The 18,567-nt window shown below is 72.2% G+C and carries 18 protein-coding genes, 1 tRNA gene and 2 pseudogenes; 14 read left to right on the forward strand and 7 right to left on the reverse strand.

Annotation, left to right across the window (positions count from 1 at the left end; all coding sequences use genetic code 11):
- Positions 1-172: 172 nt before the first annotated feature.
- From AB0M27_RS08065 to AB0M27_RS08125, 13 genes are all read left to right on the forward strand, one after another.
- Positions 173-2,515, forward strand: a complete 2,343-nt coding sequence (locus AB0M27_RS08065) for an ATP-binding protein (RefSeq protein ID WP_365719145.1) — start codon at positions 173-175, stop codon at positions 2,513-2,515.
- A gap of 92 nt (positions 2,516-2,607) precedes the next feature.
- On the forward strand, positions 2,608-3,042 hold the full coding sequence (locus AB0M27_RS08070) for a roadblock/LC7 domain-containing protein (RefSeq protein WP_365719147.1): 435 nt from the start codon (positions 2,608-2,610) through the stop codon (positions 3,040-3,042).
- A 2-nt stretch (positions 3,043-3,044) separates the two neighbouring features.
- Positions 3,045-3,416 (forward strand): DUF742 domain-containing protein, encoded by a 372-nt coding sequence (locus AB0M27_RS08075; RefSeq protein WP_365719149.1) that lies wholly within the window; start codon positions 3,045-3,047, stop codon positions 3,414-3,416.
- Positions 3,394-3,993 carry an ATP/GTP-binding protein gene (locus AB0M27_RS08080; protein WP_365719151.1) on the forward strand — a complete coding sequence of 200 codons (600 nt, stop codon included), beginning with the start codon at positions 3,394-3,396 and terminating at the stop codon, positions 3,991-3,993. The genes AB0M27_RS08075 and AB0M27_RS08080 overlap by 23 nt, the downstream gene beginning before the upstream one ends.
- Before the next feature lie 61 nt (positions 3,994-4,054).
- Positions 4,055-4,630 (forward strand): GAF domain-containing protein, encoded by a 576-nt coding sequence (locus AB0M27_RS08085; protein ID WP_365719154.1) that lies wholly within the window; start codon positions 4,055-4,057, stop codon positions 4,628-4,630.
- Between the two features lie 189 nt (positions 4,631-4,819).
- Complete coding sequence (tdh, locus tag AB0M27_RS08090) at positions 4,820-5,848, forward strand: L-threonine 3-dehydrogenase (RefSeq protein ID WP_365719155.1); 1,029 nt, start codon at positions 4,820-4,822, stop codon at positions 5,846-5,848.
- 45 nt (positions 5,849-5,893) lie between these two features.
- On the forward strand, positions 5,894-7,087 hold the full coding sequence (locus tag AB0M27_RS08095; RefSeq protein WP_365719157.1) for a glycine C-acetyltransferase: 1,194 nt from the start codon (positions 5,894-5,896) through the stop codon (positions 7,085-7,087).
- Between the two features lie 31 nt (positions 7,088-7,118).
- Positions 7,119-8,021: a LysR family transcriptional regulator gene (locus tag AB0M27_RS08100; protein ID WP_365719159.1), complete on the forward strand. Its 903-nt coding sequence runs from the start codon at positions 7,119-7,121 to the stop codon at positions 8,019-8,021.
- A 48-nt stretch (positions 8,022-8,069) separates the two neighbouring features.
- Positions 8,070-9,431, forward strand: coding sequence for a radical SAM protein (locus AB0M27_RS08105; RefSeq protein ID WP_365719226.1), 1,362 nt, complete (start codon positions 8,070-8,072; stop codon positions 9,429-9,431).
- Positions 9,432-9,483: 52 nt separating this feature from the next.
- The gene (locus AB0M27_RS08110; protein ID WP_365719162.1) at positions 9,484-10,068 is read left to right on the forward strand and encodes an XRE family transcriptional regulator; all 585 of its coding nucleotides are present in this window, start codon (positions 9,484-9,486) and stop codon (positions 10,066-10,068) included.
- Positions 10,065-10,595 (forward strand): GNAT family N-acetyltransferase, encoded by a 531-nt coding sequence (locus tag AB0M27_RS08115; RefSeq protein WP_365719164.1) that lies wholly within the window; start codon positions 10,065-10,067, stop codon positions 10,593-10,595. The genes AB0M27_RS08110 and AB0M27_RS08115 overlap by 4 nt, the downstream gene beginning before the upstream one ends.
- 30 nt (positions 10,596-10,625) lie before the next feature.
- Positions 10,626-10,985: an MmcQ/YjbR family DNA-binding protein gene (locus AB0M27_RS08120; protein ID WP_365719166.1), complete on the forward strand. Its 360-nt coding sequence runs from the start codon at positions 10,626-10,628 to the stop codon at positions 10,983-10,985.
- Between the two features lie 94 nt (positions 10,986-11,079).
- A complete protein-coding gene (locus tag AB0M27_RS08125) occupies positions 11,080-12,363 on the forward strand; it encodes an MFS transporter (protein WP_365719168.1) in 1,284 nt (427 codons plus the stop codon).
- A gap of 135 nt (positions 12,364-12,498) precedes the next feature.
- Here the strand turns inward: AB0M27_RS08125 and AB0M27_RS08130 are convergent.
- Positions 12,499-12,645, reverse strand: a pseudogene (locus AB0M27_RS08130) (transketolase); the annotation flags it as partial.
- 1 nt (position 12,646) lies between these two features.
- Positions 12,647-12,848 (reverse strand): annotated as a pseudogene (locus tag AB0M27_RS08135) (transketolase); the annotation flags it as partial.
- A 182-nt stretch (positions 12,849-13,030) separates the two neighbouring features.
- Here AB0M27_RS08135 and AB0M27_RS08140 point away from each other — a divergent pair.
- Positions 13,031-13,107 (forward strand) — tRNA-Pro (locus tag AB0M27_RS08140).
- 28 nt (positions 13,108-13,135) lie between these two features.
- Here AB0M27_RS08140 and AB0M27_RS08145 read toward each other — a convergent pair.
- The 5 genes from AB0M27_RS08145 to AB0M27_RS08165 form a co-directional block, all read right to left on the reverse strand.
- The gene (locus AB0M27_RS08145) at positions 13,136-14,191 is read right to left on the reverse strand and encodes an MASE1 domain-containing protein (RefSeq protein ID WP_365719170.1); all 1,056 of its coding nucleotides are present in this window, start codon (positions 14,189-14,191) and stop codon (positions 13,136-13,138) included.
- A gap of 125 nt (positions 14,192-14,316) precedes the next feature.
- A complete protein-coding gene (locus AB0M27_RS08150) occupies positions 14,317-15,639 on the reverse strand; it encodes a GAF domain-containing SpoIIE family protein phosphatase (protein ID WP_365719172.1) in 1,323 nt (440 codons plus the stop codon).
- 230 nt (positions 15,640-15,869) lie between these two features.
- The gene (locus AB0M27_RS08155; RefSeq protein ID WP_365719174.1) at positions 15,870-16,664 is read right to left on the reverse strand and encodes a hypothetical protein; all 795 of its coding nucleotides are present in this window, start codon (positions 16,662-16,664) and stop codon (positions 15,870-15,872) included.
- 183 nt (positions 16,665-16,847) lie between these two features.
- Positions 16,848-17,375, reverse strand: coding sequence for an NUDIX hydrolase family protein (locus tag AB0M27_RS08160; protein WP_365719228.1), 528 nt, complete (start codon positions 17,373-17,375; stop codon positions 16,848-16,850).
- 16 nt (positions 17,376-17,391) lie between these two features.
- Positions 17,392-18,567: an amidohydrolase family protein gene (locus AB0M27_RS08165; RefSeq protein WP_365719176.1), complete on the reverse strand. Its 1,176-nt coding sequence runs from the start codon at positions 18,565-18,567 to the stop codon at positions 17,392-17,394.

Raw genomic sequence — 18,567 nt, forward strand, 5'->3', positions numbered from 1 at the left:
TGTTTCGAGTCCAATTCCCGTGCATGACTGGGTAATCGGTCTGTCGTACGAGACCTCATACCAGAGCGGGATCTATCCTGCGGGACTTTGTCAACTGCCCCCCGCACATGAGGGGTAGGCGACTACCGTCAGTGGCCGGATGGCAGCCCGACGGACTAGTACGAGGACGCAGATGTCTCACCTCCGAGCACCGGTCGCCCGTGCCGACCGCCGAGAGGGCGGCAGGCACGGGCGACCGGTCGCCCGACCCGCTCCGGCACTGCCCGAGACGCACATACGGCCCCAGCTCATGCGGCTCGCCGTGCTGCCGCCGCTCGCGGTCGCCCTCAGCGCCACCGCCGCCGTCCTGTACAGCATCCGCACCACCGGCGCGCGCACCGGCCCCGTCCTGTGGGGCGTGGTCGGCGGAGCGGTCACCGTGGCCGTCGCCGGCATCCTGATCGCCGCCGTGGCCGCCGACCGGGCCGCCCGCTCGGTCTCCGACCGCGTCGACGCGTTGCGCCGTACCGCCGCGCGCGGCGAGGCCGACCTGCATACCCTGGTCGACGCGCTGCGCCAGGGCGAGGCCTCGCCGCAGCGCGCACCGCGCCGCCGGCCGCCCGAGGACGCCGACGACTTCGAACTGCTCGCCGCCGACCTGGCCCGCGCGCACGACGGTGCCGTCACCGCCGTCGTGCGCGCCGCCCAGCTCTCCAGCCAGGCGGGCAGCGAGCAGAAGCTGGAGGTCTTCGTCAACCTCGCGCGCCGGCTCCAGTCCCTCGTGCACCGGGAGATCTCGATCCTCGACGACCTGGAGAACGAGATCGAGGATCCCGACCTGCTCAAGGGCCTGTTCCACGTCGACCACCTGGCCACCCGCATCCGGCGGCACGCCGAGAACCTCGCCGTGCTCGGCGGCGCCGTCTCCCGGCGCCAGTGGAGCAACCCGGTCAGCATGACCGAGGTGCTGCGCTCCGCCATCGCCGAGGTCGAGCAGTACTCCCGGATCAAGCTGGTGCCGCCGATCGACGGCGAACTGCGCGGCCACGCCGTCGCCGACGTCATCCATCTGCTCGCCGAACTCATCGAGAACGCCTCGGTGTTCTCCGCCCCGCACACCCAGGTGCTGCTCCGCGCCAACCTCGTCACCTCCGGGCTGGCCGTGGAGGTCGAGGACCGCGGGCTCGGCATGCCGGTCGGCGAACAGAACCGGATGAACGCCCTGCTCGCCGACCCCGACCAGGTCAACGTCGCCAGCCTGCTGGCCGACGGCCGCATCGGTCTCTACGTCGTCTCCCAGCTCGCCAGGCGGCACGGCATCCATGTGCGGCTGCAGACCAACATCTACGGCGGTGTGCAGGCCGTACTCGTCGTCCCGCAGGCGTTGTTGGGTACGGCACCCGGGGTGTCCGGCGCGGTCGCCGGTGCGGCGGGCGGGGCGGGCGTGCACCGGCCGCCACAGGATGCGGCGGACACCGGTGCCTCGCCGCAGGTACGGCTTCACGGCCAGACCGGTGGGCATGGCCGGGTGCTGGGGCAGGGGCTCGGGCAAGTGCACGGGTCCGCGCTGGGGAAGGTGCCGGGATCTGTGCCGGCACCTGTATCCGGGCCTGTGCCGGGACCGCGGTCCGCGGGTGTCGGCCCTGCGCACGGCGGTACCGGGCCGGAGGCCGATGCCCCGGCCGACTCGCGGGCCGTGGCCGGGGAAGGCGCGCCGGTGGGCTTAGAAGGCGAGGTCGGCACCGGAGGCGGACAGGCCCAGGTGACCGGACGGCGGCGGCACGCCCTGCGCGAGGTCGGACGGCGCGGCGCCGAGAGCGAGGTCGTACGGCCCGGTGCCGAGAGCGGTGACGGCGGGCAGAGCGGAGGCGGCCTCGCGCCGCTCCCCGTGCGGGGTGCCCGGCACGACCGGCCCAACCCCGCCGAGGCCCCGCCCGGCATCGGCGCCGGGGACCGGGCGGCGGTCGAGGCGCACGCGGGCATCCTGCCCACGCCGCGCACCGGCAGCGTGCGCGGCACCATGAACAAGCCCCAACTGCCCCGCCGCCGCGCCCAGGAGCACATCGTCCCCCAACTGCGCGGCGGTCCCGCACCCCGCCAGGACGGCGACACCGTCCCGGGCCACGACCCGGGGCTGATGGCGGCCTTCCAGCGCGGGATCGGACTCGCCGAGGCGCAGCAGCACATGGAGAGCCAGGAGCCCGCCGGTCTGGACACCGCCCGCCTGGACTCCGCTCGTATGGACACGGCCCACATGGAGTCCGCCCACATCGACGCAGCCCGTGCCATCCCCATGACGACCCATCACCTCGGGTCCGTCGCAGCGGCGTTCACCGACCCACCACGTGTGCAGTCCACCCACATGGGCTCAGACCATACGAGCTCGGATCGCATGGGCTTGGACCACACGGACTCAGACCATATGGGCTCCGACCACAGAGACCCCGCCCCCATACCCCAGGGCCGCACCCACGCGCCCGCATCCGACGGTGCCCGTGGCGCCGGCCGGCCCGACGGGAGCGCCCCGGCCGGCTGACGCCCGCACCGTACCCACCCCCCACCTCCGACCACGCACCCCCAACCGCCAGCGCTCCCGCAGACCTTCGTACCCCAAGGAGTCGATCCACCATGGCGAGCGATGCGCCGACCGCCCACGCATCCGATCTCGACTGGCTGCTGAGCGGCCTCGTCCAGCGCGTACCGCACACCACCAGCGCGGTGCTCCTGTCCTGCGACGGGCTGGTGAAGTCCGTGCACGGCCTCGACGTCGACAGTGCCGACCACATGGCGGCCCTGGCCTCCGGCCTGTACTCGCTCGGCCGCAGCGCGGGCGTCCGGTTCGGCGACGGCGGGGACGTCCGTCAGGTCGTCGTCGAGCTCGACTCGACCCTGCTGTTCGTCACCACCGCCGGCTCCGGCACCTGTCTCGCCGTGCTCGCGGGGCGGGAGGCCGACGCCGCCGTGCTCGGCTACGAGATGGCGATGCTCGTCAAGAGCGTCCGCCCCTATCTGGTGACCGCCCCCCGGCAGCACGCCGTCGAACCCACGGCGACGAGGCCTTGAGCGTGGCCGCAGCCGGCGACGGGCCCTGGCTGGACGACGCGGCCGGACGGCTGGTGCGCCCGTTCACGGTCAGCAACGGACGCACCGAGCCCAGCGTCGCCCTGGACCTGATGTCGCAGGTGATGGCCACCGGTGTCACCCCGCTCGGCTATCTCGGCCCCGAGTACGCCCAGGCGCTCGACCTGTGCCGGGCCCCCGTCTCGGTCGCCGAGGTCGCCGCGCATCTGAAACTGCCCGCGGTGGTCACCAAGGTGCTGCTCTCGGACCTCGTCGACTGCGGGGCGCTGACCACCAAGCCCCCCGCTTTCCACCACACACCCACTGACCGGTCTCTGCTGGAGGCAGTGCTCGATGGACTACGACGACAGCTCTGACCCGTTCCCGACCGCGCTGAAGATCCTGGTGGCGGGCGGGTTCGGAGTCGGCAAGACGACCTTCGTGGGCGCGGTCAGCGAGATCGCCCCGCTCAGCACGGAGGAGCTGCTCACCACGGTCAGCGTCGGCACGGACAGTCTCGACGGCGTCGAGAACAAGATGGAGACGACGGTCGCCATGGACTTCGGCCGGATCACCCTCGATCCGGACCATGTGCTGTACCTGTTCGGCACTCCGGGGCAGGAGCGGTTCTGGTTCATGTGGGACGAGCTGTCCGAGGGCGCGCTCGGCGCGGTGATCCTCGCCGACACCCGCCGGCTCCAGGACTGCTTCGCGGCCGTGGACTTCTTCGAGGAACGCGGACTCGGTTTCATCGTCGCCATCAACGAGTTCGACGGCGGTTACCGCTACGACCCCGAGGAGGTGCGTGCCGCCATCGACCTGGACCCCGGGATCCCCGTCGTCCGCTGCGACGCACGGATCTCCAGCTCCGGCGTGCAGACCCTGCTCACCCTCGTACGCCACCTCCTCGCCCACGCCCCGGCGACAGCGCCGAGCCATGGCGCCCACATGTGATCCCGCACTACCGTCCACGGAGTTCCCCTATGAGGTACGCCCACAGCGCTGGAGCCCGGCCATGACCTACGAGCCGCCCCGTCCGGTCCGGGGTCTGCTGCTCACCCCCGAGGACAAGGAGGCCCCTGCCCGCGTGCACCGACTGCGCCTGCTCGGCCTGGCGGACCGTCCCGACCCGGCGCTCGACGCCTTCGCGGACCATCTCGCCCGACTCACCGGCGCGCCCTACGCCATGGTCAACTTCGTCGGCGAGGGCCACCAGTTCTTCGCGGGCCTGTGCGTCCCCGCCGTCGCGCCGCTGCTCAGGGAGGACGGCAGCAGGCCGGAGTTCGGCCGGGTCCTGCCGCGCGAGCACGGGTTCTGCCCCCATGTGGTGGTCCGCCGCAAGGCACTGGTGCTCGAGGACGTCCGCGACTATCCGCGGTTCGCCGGAAACCCCGTCGTGGACGAGTACGGCATGCGCTCCTATCTGGGCGCCCCGCTCATCGACAGCTCCGGCATGGCGCTCGGCACCGTGTGCGCGGCCGATACCGAGCCCCGGGTCTGGGGCCGATCGGGCCTGGAGACCATCAAGGCGCTGGCCGCCGATCTCGTCGTACGCCTCGAACGGAGCGCCGAGGACGGGCTGCCTCTGTGAGCGGCCGGGGCGTGCCTTCGCCGCCGGTACCTGGGGCGTGAAGGAAAGCTGAGGCGGCGGTTAAGAAAAGCTCGATGGACCCGCGGCCCACGCATACGGCAGATTGCAGGGTGATTTCACCCCTCTGACCCGGTGCGGGCTTCTTACGTCTGCCCGCGGGCCGGGACCTCACCCACAGGAGCCGCACGCGTGAAGGCGCTGGTCAAGGAGAAGGCGGAGCCGGGGCTCTGGCTGACGGACGTCCCGGAGCCCGAGATCGGGCCGGGTGACGTACTCATCAAGGTCATGCGGACCGGTATCTGCGGCACCGACCTGCACATCCGGGCCTGGGACGGCTGGGCGCAGCAGGCGATCCGGACCCCGCTCGTGCTCGGGCACGAATTCGTCGGGCAGGTCGTCGAGACCGGCCGGGACGTGAGCGACATCCGCATCGGCGACCGGGTCAGCGGCGAGGGCCATCTGGTGTGCGGCAAGTGCCGCAACTGCCTGGCCGGCCGCCGCCATCTGTGCCGGGCCACCGTCGGTCTCGGCGTCGGCCGGGACGGTGCCTTCGCCGAGTACGTCGCCCTGCCCGCGAGCAACGTCTGGGTGCACCGGGTCCCCGTCGACCTCGACGTCGCCGCGATCTTCGACCCGTTCGGCAACGCCGTGCACACCGCGCTCTCCTTCCCGCTGGTCGGCGAGGACGTGCTGATCACCGGCGCCGGCCCGATCGGCCTGATGGCCGCCGCCGTGGCCCGGCACGCGGGCGCCCGCAACGTCGTCATCACCGACGTCAGCGAGGAGCGCCTGGACCTGGCCCGCAAGATCGGTGTGAGCCTCGCCCTGAACGTCGCCGAGTCCACCATCGCCGACGGACAGCGGGAGCTGGGCCTGCGCGAGGGCTTCGACATCGGCCTGGAGATGTCCGGCCGTCCCGAGGCCATGCGGGACATGATCGCCAACATGACGCACGGCGGCCGTATCGCCATGCTCGGCCTGCCGGCGCAGGAGTTCCCGGTCGACTGGGCCCGGATCGTCACTTCGATGATCACCATCAAGGGCATCTACGGCCGTGAGATGTTCGAGACCTGGTACGCGATGTCCGTGCTGCTGGAGGGCGGCCTGGACCTCGCCCCCGTGATCACCGGCCGGTACGGCTACCGCGACTTCGAGGCGGCCTTTGCCGACGCCGCGAGCGGCAAGGGCGGCAAGGTCATCCTCGACTGGACCGCGTAAGCGACGTCAATCACCCGCCGCGCCAGCACTTTCAGGAGCTTTCCCATGTTCGACACCGTCCGCGACGACCTGCGCGCCACCCTCGACGAGATCCGTTCCGCCGGCCTGCACAAGCCCGAGCGGATCATCGGCACCCCGCAGTCCGCGACCGTGAACGTCATCGCCGGCGGCCGCCCCGGCGAGGTCCTCAACTTCTGCGCCAACAACTACCTCGGCCTCGCCGACCACCCCGAGGTGATCGCCGCCGCCCACGAGGCCCTCGACCGCTGGGGCTACGGCATGGCCTCCGTCCGCTTCATCTGCGGCACCCAGGAGGTGCACAAGGAGCTGGAGGCCCGGCTCTCGGCGTTCCTCGGCCAGGAGGACACGATCCTGTACTCCTCCTGCTTCGACGCCAACGGCGGTGTCTTCGAGACGCTGCTCGGCGAGGAGGACGCGGTGATCTCCGACGCCCTCAACCACGCCTCCATCATCGACGGCATTCGCCTGTCCAAGGCCCGCCGCTACCGCTATGCCAACCGCGACCTCGCCGACCTGGAAGCGAAGCTGAAGGAGGCGTCCGACGCGCGGCGCCGGCTGATCGTCACCGACGGCGTCTTCTCCATGGACGGCTACGTCGCCCCGCTGCGCGAGATCTGCGACCTCGCCGACCGCTACGACGCGATGGTCATGGTCGACGACTCGCACGCAGTCGGCTTCGTCGGCCCGACCGGCCGCGGCACCCCCGAGCTGCACGGCGTCATGGACCGCGTCGACATCATCACCGGCACCCTCGGCAAGGCCCTCGGCGGCGCCTCCGGCGGCTATGTCGCCGCCCGTACCGAGATCGTCGCCCTGCTGCGCCAGCGCTCGCGGCCGTACCTGTTCTCCAACACCCTGGCGCCGGTGATCGCCGCCGCCTCCCTGAAGGTCCTCGACCTGCTGGAGTCCGCCGACGACCTGCGGGTCCGGCTGGGAGAGAACACCGCGCTGTTCCGCCGCCGGATGACCGACGAGGGCTTCGATATCCTCCCCGGCGACCACGCCATCGCCCCCGTGATGATCGGCGACGCGGCCAAGGCGGGCCGCATGGCCGAGCTGCTGCTGGAGCGGGGCGTGTACGTGGTCGGCTTCTCCTACCCGGTCGTCCCGCAGGGCCAGGCCCGCATCCGCGTCCAGCTGTCCGCCGCGCACTCCACCGAGGACGTCAACCGCGCGGTCGACGCCTTCGTCGCGGCCCGCGCCGAGCTGGGGGCCTGACCGGCATCGACGGCTTGCGATAATTGACCGCATGATCGAGGCACGGCGGCTCCACATCCTCCGTGCGGTGGCCGACCACCGCACGGTCACCGCGGCAGCCGCCGCGCTGTATCTCACCCCGTCGGCCGTGTCCCAGCAGCTGACGGCCCTGGAGCAGGAGACCGGCCACCGCCTGGTCGAGCGCAGCGCCAAGGGCGTACGGCTCACCCCGGCCGGCGAGATCCTGCTCAGCCACACCAACGCGGTCCTCGCCCAGCTGGAGCGGGCCGAGGCCGAACTTGCCGCCTACGGCTCGGGCGAGGCGGGCACGGTCACCGTGGCGGCCTTCGCGACCGGCATCGCCCAGGTCGTGGCCCCGGCCGTGGCCCGGCTCGCCCATTGCGCGCCCGGCATCCGCATCCGCGTCCAGGACGCCGAGGGCGACGAGAGCCTGCCCATGGTGCTGGACCGGCAGGTCGACGTGGCGGTCGCCGTCGAGTACCGGGGCGCCCCGCCCGCCGACGACCCCCGGCTCACCCACGTCTCGCTCTACGCCGAGCCGTTCGACGCGGTCGTACCCGTCGGCCACCGCCTCGCGGACGCCGCCGAGGTGCCCCTCGCCGAGCTGGCCAAGGACCCCTGGATCGGCCCGTACCCCGGCAACCCCTGCCACGACGTGGTGGTGCTGGCCTGCGAGAGCGCCGGTTTCCAGCCCCGCCTGGAGCACTCCTCCGACGACTTCCGCGCGGTCGTCGCGCTCGCCTCGGCCGATGCCGGCGTGGCGCTCGTACCGCGCTCCGCGCTGAACGGCATGGACCTCACCGGCGTCGTCGTACGCCCCGTCGACGGCGTGGCCCCGACCCGCCGCGTCTTCGCCGCCGTACGGCGCGGCGCCGAGGGGCACCCGCTGATCCGGCCGGTGCTGGACGCGCTGCGGGAAGCGGCCCGGGGGTAGGGAACCGGCCATCGGCCGCACGCAGTCTGGGAGGTCATGCGTGTGACGATGATCCTCCCGGCCCTGACCGAAGCGACCAGCCCGCTGTTCAGGCCCATCAAGTACTCGCTGTTCCCGCCGCTGGGCCTGGCCACCCTGGCCGGCTACCTCGACCCGGACGACGAGGTCACGCTCCTCGACGAACACGTGGAGCGCATCGACGTGGCGGCCCTGGACACCCCCGACCTCCTGGTGGTGCAGCCGTACATCACCTCGGCCCGGCGCAGCTACGAGATAGCCGACCACTTCCGGGCCCGCGGCGTCCATGTCGCCATGGGCGGTCTGCACGTCACCTCCCTGCCCGAGGAGGCCGCAGCCCACGCCGACACCGTCTTCACCGGGCCCGGTGAAGACACCTGGCCGCTGTTCCTGAAGGACTTCCGCGACGGCGTACCGGCCCGCCGCTACGACTCCACCCGGCGCACCCTCGCCGGACTGCCGCCGGTGCGCCGCGACCTGATCAAGCGGCACCTCTACCTCGTGCCCAACTCGATCGTGGTGTCCCGCGGGTGCCCCCACCACTGCGACTTCTGCTACAAGGACGCCTTCTTCGAGGGCGGCAAGTCCTTCTACACCCAGGCCGTCGACGACGCCCTCGCCGAGATCGACCGCCTCCCCGGCCGCCATCTCTACTTCCTCGACGACCACCTGCTGGGCAACCGGCGCTTCGCCGAGGCCCTGTTCGACGGCATGCGGGGGATGGGCCGGCTGTGGCAGGCGGCGGGCACGGTCAACTCCGTGCTCCAGCCCGGCCTGCTGGAGCGGGCGGTGGAGGCGGGCCTGCGCAGCCTGTTCGTCGGCTTCGAGACGGTCAACGACGCCAACCTCGCCGAACGGCGCAAGAACCAGAACATCGGCACCGACTACGCGGCCGCGGTACGACGCCTGCACGACGCCGGGGTGATGGCCAACGCCAGCTTCGTCTTCGGGCTCGACCAGGACGGCCCCGACGTCTTCGAGCGCACCGTGGAGTGGGCCGTCGAGCAGGGCATCGAGACGGCGACCTTCCACATCATGACGCCGTACCCGTCGACCGGGCTGTGGAGGCAGCTGGAGTCCGAGGGACGCATCACGCACCGCGACTGGGACCTGTACGACACCCGTCATGTCGTCTACCGGCCCAAGGGCATGACGCCGCGCCAGCTGGAGGACGGCTACTGGCGGGCCTATCGCGACTTCTACCGGTGGTCCAGCATCTGGCGCTGCTCGGCGGCCCAGCCGGGCCGGCAGGAGCGGCTGCGGCACCTGGCCTACGCGGGCGGCTGGAAGAAGTTCGAGCCCGCCTGGGACCTGCTGATCCGCTCCCGCCGGGTGGTGCGGGCGCTGCCGATGCTGGAGCGGACGCTGGCGGCGTTCGGCGGACGGGAGTGAAGAGAACCCCGGAGCTCTGGACTCGTCTCATATATGGCATAGAATCCCTGATATGAAACAGGACGATGTCGCATCGACCCCGGAGCCAGTCGACGTCCGGCTCGGCGCCCGCCTCGCCGAGCTGCGCGCCGAGCACGGCTGGTCCCTGGGGGAGCTGGCCGAGCGCAGCGGGGTGAGCCGGTCCACCCTGTCGCGCGCCGAACGTGCGGAGATCAGCCCCACCGCCGCCGTACTGAACCGGCTCTGCCATGTCTACGGCCGCACCATGTCCCAGCTGCTCAGCGAGGTGGAGGCGGCACCCGCGCCGCTGGTCCGGGCCGCCGACCAGCAGATCTGGCAGGACCGTGGTTCGGGGTTCGTCCGGCGGTCCGTGTCCCCGCCGCACGCCGGGCTCCGCGGCGAACTGGTCGAGGGCCGGCTCGTGCCGGGTGCCGACATCGCCTACGACCGTCCGCCCGTGACCGGTCTGGAACAGCATCTGTGGGTGCTCGACGGCACCCTGGAGGTGACCGACGGGGAGCAGGTTCACCACCTGGACCCCGGAGACTGCCTGCGGATGCGCGTCTTCGGCCGGACCCGGTTCCGGTGCGCCGGCCCCGTCGAGGCGCGGTATGTGCTGGCGGTGGTGCGGCCGTGAGGGTGGAGCGCTGGAACGCCGCGCAACTACGGCAGCGGGCGGGTGAGTTGGCGGACCTGCTGACCGACACCGTGGCCGGTGGCGCCTCGGTCGGCTTCCTCGCGGCGCTCACCCGCGAGGAGGCCACCGCGTGGTGGTGGGAGCGGGCCGAGGCGACCGCGGCGGGCCGGCTCGCCGTCTGGGCGGCGCTCGACAGCACCGGCCGCCCGGCCGGAACCGTGAGCCTGGTCCACCCCGACAAGCCGAACAGCCGCCACCGCGCGGAACTGGTGAAGCTGATGGTGCACCGCTCCGCGCGCGGGCAGGGGCTCGGCCGCCGCCTCCTCGCCACCGCCGAGGACGCCGCCGCAGCCGCCGGCATCACCCTGCTCCACCTCGACACCGAGACCGGCAGCCCCGCCGAGCACCTCTACCGCTCGGCCGGCTGGACCCGGGCCGGCGTCATCCCCGACTACGCGGAGAGTCCCGGCGGCGAGCTGCGCCCGACGACCCTGTACTACAAGCGGCTGGAACCGCCGGCGGGGTGACTGTCAGTGGCAGGAGCTACGGTGCGTTGCATGCCGGATGCCGAAGACGTACGCCGTATCGCCCTGTCCCTGCCGGACACCACGGAGAAGATCGCCTGGAGCATGCCCACGTTCCGGGTGGCCGGGAAGATGTTCGCGACCCTGCCCGAGGACGAGACGTCCATCGCCGTGCGCTGCCCCAAGGAGGAGCGCGACGAACTGGTGCTGGCCGAGCCGGGGAAGTTCTGGATCGCCGACCACGAGGCCCAGTTCGCCTGGGTCAGAGCGAGACTCGCCGCACTGGAGGACGAGGACGAGCTGCGCGACATCCTCGCCGACTCCTGGCGACAGGCAGCACCGCCCGGACTCCTCGACGCCCACCCCGAGTTGGGGCTGCCGCCCGGGGAGTGAAAATACCCCGTGTGCGCGAGCCGGGCGTGGCATGATCCCGCGCGGTGCAGACGGGCGCGGCAGCGCAGGGGGCGGCGGGGAGGGAGCATCCGCGATGACGGGAACGGACTCACGGCGCGACGTCGGCACGCGCGGGGCGGGCAGGGCCGAGACCGGCGGGCGGGCCGTCTGGTCACGGGACTTCGCCCTGTTCTTCGTGGCCAGGGCCGTCGCCCGGCTCGGCGACACCATGCTGCCCGTGGCGCTCGCCGCCGGCCTGCTGGAGCACGGGTACGGCGCGGGCGCGGTCGGTCTCGCCATGGCCTCGACTGCGGCGGCGTTCGCCGGTCTCGTCGTCTTCGGCGGGGTCATCGCCGACCGGTTCAGCACCCGCAGGCTGATGATCGGCGCCGACCTCGTCCGGCTCGTCACCCAGTCCCTCGCCGCCGGGCTGTTCTTCGCCGGGCATGTGGTGCTGTGGCAGATCTGCGCGATCGGCTTCGTCAACGGCGTGGCGGGTGCGGTCTTCCAGCCGGGCGTGGCCAGTACGGTGCCCCGGCTGGCCACCGACATCCAGGGCGCCAACGGCGCGATCCGCATCGCCGAGTCCGCCGCCCAGCTCGCCGGCCCGGCCGTTGCCGGTCTCCTGGTCGGCTTCGCCTCGCCCGGCGCGGTGTTCGCCGCGCACGCCGCGACCTACGCGACGAGCGCCCTGTGCCTGCTGCTGCTCCGGCTGCCCCCGCTCCCCGAGGGCAGCAGTGCCGCCACCGGCCGGGGGATGCGTGCCTTCCGGGCCGATCTGGTCCAGGGCTGGCGGGAGTTCCGGTCCCGTACCTGGCTGTGGGCCGTGATCGCCGTCTGGTGCCTGTACATGATCGCGGTCTGGGGGCCGACCGTCCCGCTCGTGGCCACGGAGATCGTCCAGCAGCACGGCCCGGGCGCCTATGGCCTGGTCAACTCCGCCCTCGGCGCGGGCACGGTGGTCGGGGGCCTGCTCGCCCTGCGACTGCGGCCCCGCCGCATGCTCCGTGCCGGCGCGATCTCCCTGTTCGCCTTCTTCGGCCTTCCCGCGGCCGTCGGCGCGGGCCTCGGTGTGCCGGCGATGGCGATCGGAGCGGCCGTGGCGGGAGCCGGGATGTCGTTCTGGGGCGTGATGTGGGCGACCAGCGTGCAGACCCAGGTCCCGCCGGACGTCCTCAACCGCATCCACGCCTACGACGTGGCCGGATCCCTCGCCATGATGCCGGTGGGCCAGGCCCTCGCGGGTCCGGCGGCCGATGCGGTCGGCGCCGGGCACGTCCTGCTGATCGCCGCCGCGACGAGCCTGGCGGTGGCCATGGCCCTGCTCGCGGTCCCGGCGATACGCGACCTGGTCCGAGCGGATGCGCCCGCGCGGTGAGCGCAGGGGCGTGTGCAGGTGCCCTGCGCTGGTGCTGGCTGGGGGTCGGGCCGCTTGCCCGCGCTTGCGAGGCCTCCCCCGGAGGGGGTACCCCCAGCGGCACGGGTGGGCGCAGACTGCGGTCGCGTACGGCGCTCAACCGGCTCGGTGGGTGGGCGCCATGAACCGTCCGATTCGGTCGCGCAAGGACGCCGGGTCCAGGCCGTGCGCGGCCACATGCTCCTCGATGCTGCCGCAGCGGCGCAGCTCGCCGCGGCCGACGCCGAGGCCCAGGACCCGGTGCGTCCACCGGCACGAACCCCTTCGCGGCCAGCACCGCGTAGTACGCCGTCGGCCCGTGCCCCTTGCTCCAGGAACCGGTCGCGGGCCGGATCGTCCCGCCGCTGCGGCGTCACCCGGAGCACCCGGTCGTAGAGCAGCCACAGCAGGGCGAGGGTGGAGGCGGCCGCCGGGCCGTGCTTCTCGTCGCCCGTCATCAGAATCATCGGGCCGGGCAGGTCGTCGTACCCGGACGTGCGGTTCTCGCCCGTTGCGATCGTCGTGCCGACGATCGTTCGACCTCTACCAAACTTGAGGTCAACCGGAAAACGGGTGCGCGATCACCGAGCGGAGTGCGGTATTGTTTCCCTGCGCGTTTCGACCGGGGAAACCCCAGGTCAAACGGCACCGGGACGTGGCGCAGCTTGGTAGCGCACTTGACTGGGGGTCAAGGGGTCGCAGGTTCAAATCCTGTCGTCCCGACCAGCTTTTCTGCCGGTCGGAGGTCGTCTCCTCAGTGATGAGGAGACGACCTTTGTCGTGTCTGCCGTCGTGTCTGCCGTGTGTGGGGGGCGTAGGCCTCCTTCTCGCCCTCCGCGTCGGAAAGCGTCGGGAGGCGGTCGCCGGTGGCGATCCTGGCCGCCATCGTGGCGAGCTGCCCGCAGGCCCGCGCGATCTCCCACTGGGCCTGGTTCCGCTCGCTGACGACGGCCGAGAGCAGCAGCGCGGTCAGCGCGGCGGAACCGTTGAAGGCCTGCAGGGTGATCATCTTGGTGAGCAGGTCGTGAGCGGCGAACGGGCCTGATCTCTCGGCCCCCGCGATGACAGCGAAGGTCGACACGGCCAGCGCGCAGGGCGCGGCCCCGGCCAGCTGGAAACGGAAGGCCGCCCAGATCAGCAGCGGGAACCCGACGAACAGCAGCGGAACGTGACTGGTCACGAGGAATCCCACAACGGCCGTGGCCGCCAGAAGCAGCAGCGCCTCTGCCCATCGGGAGGGCCGCGCGTACTTCGGCGGGCGTGCCGAGCGGAGGACCAGCAGGACCGGCGTGACCACCAGGACGCCCATCGCGTCGCCGGTCCACCAGACCGACCATGTCGGCCAGAAGTCGCGGGGGGCCAGCGCGCCCGCGAGGAACAGGGCCCCGCTGCCCGTCGTCGCGCTGACCAGCATCCCGGTGAAGGCGCCGAGAAAGATCAGCGCGAGCGCGTCCCGCAGCCGGTCCAGTTCCGCACGGAACCCCGTACGGCGGAGCAGCAGGCAGGAGCAGACGGGCGCGACGGTGTTCCCCGCCGCGATGGCGAGCACGGCCGGGAGCGTCGGCCCCAGCGCGATGTTGACCAGGAACGCGCCGAGTGCGATTCCGGGCCAGACCCGAGGGCCGCGCAGGAGCAGGCTCGCCACCGCGATACCGCTCGGCGGCCACAGCGGAGTGACCTGGCCGCGCACCAGCTGCTGGAGCAGTCCCAGCCTGGCCGAGCCGTAGTACAGCGCGGCGATGGCGCAGATCTCCAGGGCGGCCGTGGCCCTACCACTGAGCCGGAGTTCTTGATGCCGCGCGACAGCCATGGGGCGACCTCCGCTTCGACATCGCCCGAACCCGTCATCCGAACCCATCATCCGCCCCTCCCGCCGGATCCTCCACGGCGGGCCCGCCGGCCCGCGGGGCGGCGACGAGCGCGGTGACCCGGGGGTCAGGCGGGCGGGGTGCGCAGGGCGAGGATGGCCATGTCGTCGTGACCGTCGCTGGGGTGCTGATCGGCCAGTGCCTGGACGAACTCCGCCAGCGGGAGGGATGCATGGACCGCGGCGAGACCGGCGAGTTCGCTCAGACTCTCGTCGACGGGGTGGTCGGGGTGCTCGATCAGCCCGTCGGTGAAGAAGACGACGGTGGCCTCCGGGGGCAGGAGGCGGGAGTGGTCCGGGCGGGGCTGCGCGGTGTCGACGCCGAGCGGCAGTCCGGGCTCGGCGAGCAGATAGACCACGTGGTGCTCGCGGGTGATCAGCAACGGTGGGACATGGCCTGCGCTGCTCCAGTGCAGTCGCCAGCCCGATCCCTCCGGTTCGATGCGGGCCAGGGTGGTGGTCGTGATGCGATTGTGCGCGACCGCCTCCAGGGTCCGGTCGAGCCGGGAGAGGACCGCGCCGGGCGGATTGTTCTGGTCGAACACGAGAGCGCGCAGCATGTTGCGGGTGGCGGCCATGGCGGCCGCGGCCTGAAGATCATGGCCGGCCACGTCGCCGATGACGACGGCCACGACGTTGTCGGGCAGGGGGATGGCGTCGTACCAGTCCCCGCCGAGCTGACTGGGCTCGGCGGCGGGCCGGTAGATGGCGGCGGCGGTGAACGGCCTCAGATCGGGCAGGGTGGGCAGCAGAAGCCGCTGGAACTGCTCGGCACCCACGCGGATCCGTTCGAACAGGCGGACGTTCTCGATCGCGATGCCGGCGGCGCTGGCCAGGGCGACGACGACGTTCTCGTCGTGCACGTCGAAGGGCTGTCCGTCGAGCCGCTCGGAGAGGTAGAGGTCGCCGTAGATCTCGCTGCGCACGGTGATGGCGACGCCGAGCAGGGAGCGCAGGCGCGGGTGGCCGGCCGGGAATCCGGCGGAGGCGGGATGGCCCGGGATGTCGTCGATCCGCAGGGGGTCGGGGTAGCGGATCAGATGGCCCAGGACACCCAGACCACGCGGCAGTCCGGCGTCGGCCAGGGCAGCGCGTTCCCGCTCGGACAGACCGACCGCGATGAACTGCTCCAGGCGTTCCCCGGACTCGTCGAGCACACCCATGGCTCCGTAGCGGGCGCCGACCAGGTCCATGGCGGTCGTCACGATACGGTGCAGCACCGCGGGCAGTTCCACCTCACGGCTGATGGCCACCACCGCGTCCAGCAGGCCCTGCAGCCGGTCCATGGAGGACAGCAGGGCGCGCAGCTGGTCGTCGATCCGGCCCAGCTCGGACCGCAGACGCATGTGCAGGTCGGGCAGGTACGGTCGGCTGGGCTGTCTCCCTGCCATCTCTCCCGCCATTCCGGCCTCCCGCCTCGTCTCCCGCCGTTCCGGCCTCCTGGCACGAGGCCGGTCCCCGCGGGACGGCAGCGTCACCTTCGATTGTGGCATCGGCACCCTGCTCGGGCGGCATGACGGCGGCCGGTACCGCAGGTGAAGGGCCTCGCCGGCGCTGCCGGGCGAGGCCCTTGCCCGTGCTGGCGGGCGGCTTCAGACGGTTTCCTGTGCTGCGGGCGGCTTCAGACGGTGCGCACGTCCTGGCGTGACACGGCGAGGTAGCCGACGAGCGCGAGAATGGCCACCGTCCAGGACAGGGTCACCGGGCCCAGGCCCCAGCCGAGGCCGCCACGGGTGCCCGGCAGGGCCATCCAGTCGGCGAGGGAGGCGCCGAGGGGGCGCGTGATGACGTACGCCGTCCAGAACGCGGTCACCGCGCCCAGCAGGCGGGTGCGGTGGGCGACGGCCGGGACGCAGATCGCCACGGCGAACAGGACGACCGAGCCCAGATAGCCGAGGCCGATCGTCGCGGTGAGGTCGCCCGCGGCGGTGCCCAGGGCGAAGGTGGCGAGGACGGCCGCCCAGTAGAAGAACTCGCGGCGCCGAGTGCAGATGAAGTGGATGGACAGGGTGCGCTCGGACGCGTACCACAGGGCGAAGACGGCGGTCAGGGCGATCAGGAACAGCGGGGTGGACAGGGTGTACGGGACGCCGAGGCCGACATGGAGCACGTCCGCGGCCATCGTGCCGAACACACTGACCATGACGACCGCGGTCCAGTAGATCCAGGCCACGTACCGGCGGACGGCGAACTGGAGCACGAGCGACGCCGCGAACGCGAGGCCGCCGAGGCCGACCGCCGGGATCGGGCCCAGCAGATGGGCGAGGAAGTCGGAGGCGGTCTCGCCCATGCCGGTGGTGAGGACCTTGATGATCCAGAAGTAGACGGTGACCTCCGGCACCTTGTTCGCGCTCTCCCGTATGCGCGCGCGTACGTCACCGCGGGGCCGGTCGTCCAGGACGTGCTCTGTGCTCATGGCCCGCACCCTCGCACGCCCAACTCGCGTTTCCCCAGCCCTCTTTGCCATTGTTTTGGGGCTTCTGGTGCAGCTGTTGCCACGGTCCGCCGCGAACCTGAAAGCAACCTGAACACGCCGAGGAAACCCCTGGTCGGCGGCCTGACCGGCCTGATAGACAGGCGGGTCGGGCGGCCGCCGGCGTCAGAAGGCCAGACCCACGTGCGCGAGCGCCTGCTTCAGCAGCACCCCGTGCCCGCCCGGCATCTCGCTCTGCACCGCCGCGGAGGCGGCCTCCTGCGGGCTGAACCAGACCAGGTCCAGCGCGTCCTGCCGGGGGCGGCAGTCGCCGGTGACCGGGACGATGTAGGCGAGGGACACCGCGTGCTGGCGTGGGTCGTGGTACGGCGTGATGCCCGCCGTCGGGAAGTACTCCGCGACCGTGAAGGGCTGCAGGGAGGCGGGGACACGGGGGAGGGCCACCGGTCCGAGGTCTTTCTCCAGGTGGCGCAGCAGGGCGTCGCGGACCCGCTCGTGGTGCAGGACGCGGCCGGAGACCAGGGTTCGGCTGACCGTCCCGTCCGGGCCGATCCGCAGCAGCACTCCGATGCTGGTGACTTCGCCGCTGTCGTCCACGCGCACGGGCACGGCCTCGACGTACAGGATCGGCATCCGGGCCCTGGCCATTTCCAGCTCGTCCGTGGACAGCCAGCCGGGAGTCGTCTCGGTCATGTCAGACATTGCTTGATCATACTTTCCGGGTGGGGCGCTCGCTGGGATCGCGGGCCGGGTCGGATACGGGCGGTCCGTAGAGGCGCAGGGCGTTGTCACGGCCGGTCCAGGACGCGATCCGCAGGGCGTCGGGCAGACTCAACTCGTCGGCGTCGACGCGGGATTGGAGCAGATCGGCGAGCCCCTGCCGGAAACACAGGGCGCCGAGGTGGTGGAATTCGGCCACCCCGTAGGCGTCGGAGCTGTACAGCAGTTTGCGGAACGGGGTGATCTCCAGCGCCTCCTCAAGGACCGCCCGGCAGCGGGCCGGGCCGGTGTGGTGCAGGGCGAGGCCCACGTCCAGGTACACCTGCTCGAACACCGCGGCGAGATAGGCGGCCTGCCGGTGGTACGGCCAGCAGTGCAGCAGCAGCACCGGGACCGTGCCGGACGTCAGCCGCAGCCAGTCGGTCAGCAGCGCCGGGTCGGCGTGGTGCAGCCGCAGGTCGGCGTCGCCGAAGCCGGTGTGCAACTGCAGCGGTAGGCCGAGGTCCACGGCGGTCCACATCAGATGCCGCACCAGAACCGGGTCGGTGAGCCGGCCGCCGTCCGCGAGCCAGTGCCGGGCGGCCCCGGTCACCTCGGCGTCCGCCGGGCGCGCCGGGTCCAGCGCGAAGCCGGTGCGGTAGGCGGCCACCGACTTCACCGCCACCACGCCCGGCCGGCGTACGGCCTCCTCTGCGGCGGCACGGAAGCGGGCCGCGTACTCGCCCGGCTCGACGCCCCGCGCGGCCACCGCCTCCGCCACCTGCTCCAGGCGTACGACCTCGAAGGTGGCGGCGCCGGAGGCCTCCGCCAGTTCGGCCGGCGAGGTGAGCGGGTGCGGGGCGTAGCCGGTGTCCACGAGGAACACCCCGGCTCCCGCGGCCCGCAGGAAGCGGCGGTTGGCCTCCCGCCAGCCCAGTTCCGCGCGGCGGGCCGCATACTCGGCCGGCGGCGCGTGCCGGGGCAGGTCCAGCAGGGGCGCGCAGTGCCGGCGTACGGCCACGCCGGCGGGGGTGTCGAAGGGCGAGACGCCGGGCCAGGGCTCGCCCTCGGTCAGCAGCGAGGCGAACTCCTCGGCCGCGAGGTCGGTCGTCACGGCGCCGTGGCAGTGGTGGTCCACCAGCTCCAGCTCGGCGAGGGCCTCGTGGACCGGTCCCGGCGTGGCCAT

Origin of the sequence: Streptomyces sp. NPDC052107, from assembly GCF_040680215.1 — a bacterium.
Classification (GTDB): Bacteria; Actinomycetota; Actinomycetes; order Streptomycetales; family Streptomycetaceae; genus Streptomyces.

What these genes read in the sequence shown, in the direction of transcription:
- AB0M27_RS08065 (WP_365719145.1), top strand. Translation starts at nt 173, where the DNA reads ATGTCTCACCTCCGAGCACCGGTCGCCCGTGCCGACCGCCGAGAGGGC.
- AB0M27_RS08070 (WP_365719147.1), top strand. Translation starts at nt 2,608, where the DNA reads ATGGCGAGCGATGCGCCGACCGCCCACGCATCCGATCTCGACTGGCTG.
- AB0M27_RS08080 (WP_365719151.1), top strand. Translation starts at nt 3,394, where the DNA reads ATGGACTACGACGACAGCTCTGACCCGTTCCCGACCGCGCTGAAGATC.
- AB0M27_RS08085 (WP_365719154.1), top strand. Translation starts at nt 4,055, where the DNA reads ATGACCTACGAGCCGCCCCGTCCGGTCCGGGGTCTGCTGCTCACCCCC.
- AB0M27_RS08095 (WP_365719157.1), top strand. Translation starts at nt 5,894, where the DNA reads ATGTTCGACACCGTCCGCGACGACCTGCGCGCCACCCTCGACGAGATC.
- AB0M27_RS08100 (WP_365719159.1), top strand. Translation starts at nt 7,119, where the DNA reads ATGATCGAGGCACGGCGGCTCCACATCCTCCGTGCGGTGGCCGACCAC.
- AB0M27_RS08105 (WP_365719226.1), top strand. Translation starts at nt 8,070, where the DNA reads ATGATCCTCCCGGCCCTGACCGAAGCGACCAGCCCGCTGTTCAGGCCC.
- AB0M27_RS08110 (WP_365719162.1), top strand. Translation starts at nt 9,484, where the DNA reads ATGAAACAGGACGATGTCGCATCGACCCCGGAGCCAGTCGACGTCCGG.
- AB0M27_RS08120 (WP_365719166.1), top strand. Translation starts at nt 10,626, where the DNA reads ATGCCGGATGCCGAAGACGTACGCCGTATCGCCCTGTCCCTGCCGGAC.
- AB0M27_RS08125 (WP_365719168.1), top strand. Translation starts at nt 11,080, where the DNA reads ATGACGGGAACGGACTCACGGCGCGACGTCGGCACGCGCGGGGCGGGC.
- AB0M27_RS08145 (WP_365719170.1), bottom strand. Translation starts at nt 14,191, where the DNA reads ATGGCTGTCGCGCGGCATCAAGAACTCCGGCTCAGTGGTAGGGCCACG.
- AB0M27_RS08150 (WP_365719172.1), bottom strand. Translation starts at nt 15,639, where the DNA reads ATGGCAGGGAGACAGCCCAGCCGACCGTACCTGCCCGACCTGCACATG.
- AB0M27_RS08155 (WP_365719174.1), bottom strand. Translation starts at nt 16,664, where the DNA reads ATGAGCACAGAGCACGTCCTGGACGACCGGCCCCGCGGTGACGTACGC.
- AB0M27_RS08160 (WP_365719228.1), bottom strand. Translation starts at nt 17,375, where the DNA reads ATGACCGAGACGACTCCCGGCTGGCTGTCCACGGACGAGCTGGAAATG.
- AB0M27_RS08165 (WP_365719176.1), bottom strand. Translation starts at nt 18,567, where the DNA reads ATGGCCACGCCGGGACCGGTCCACGAGGCCCTCGCCGAGCTGGAGCTG.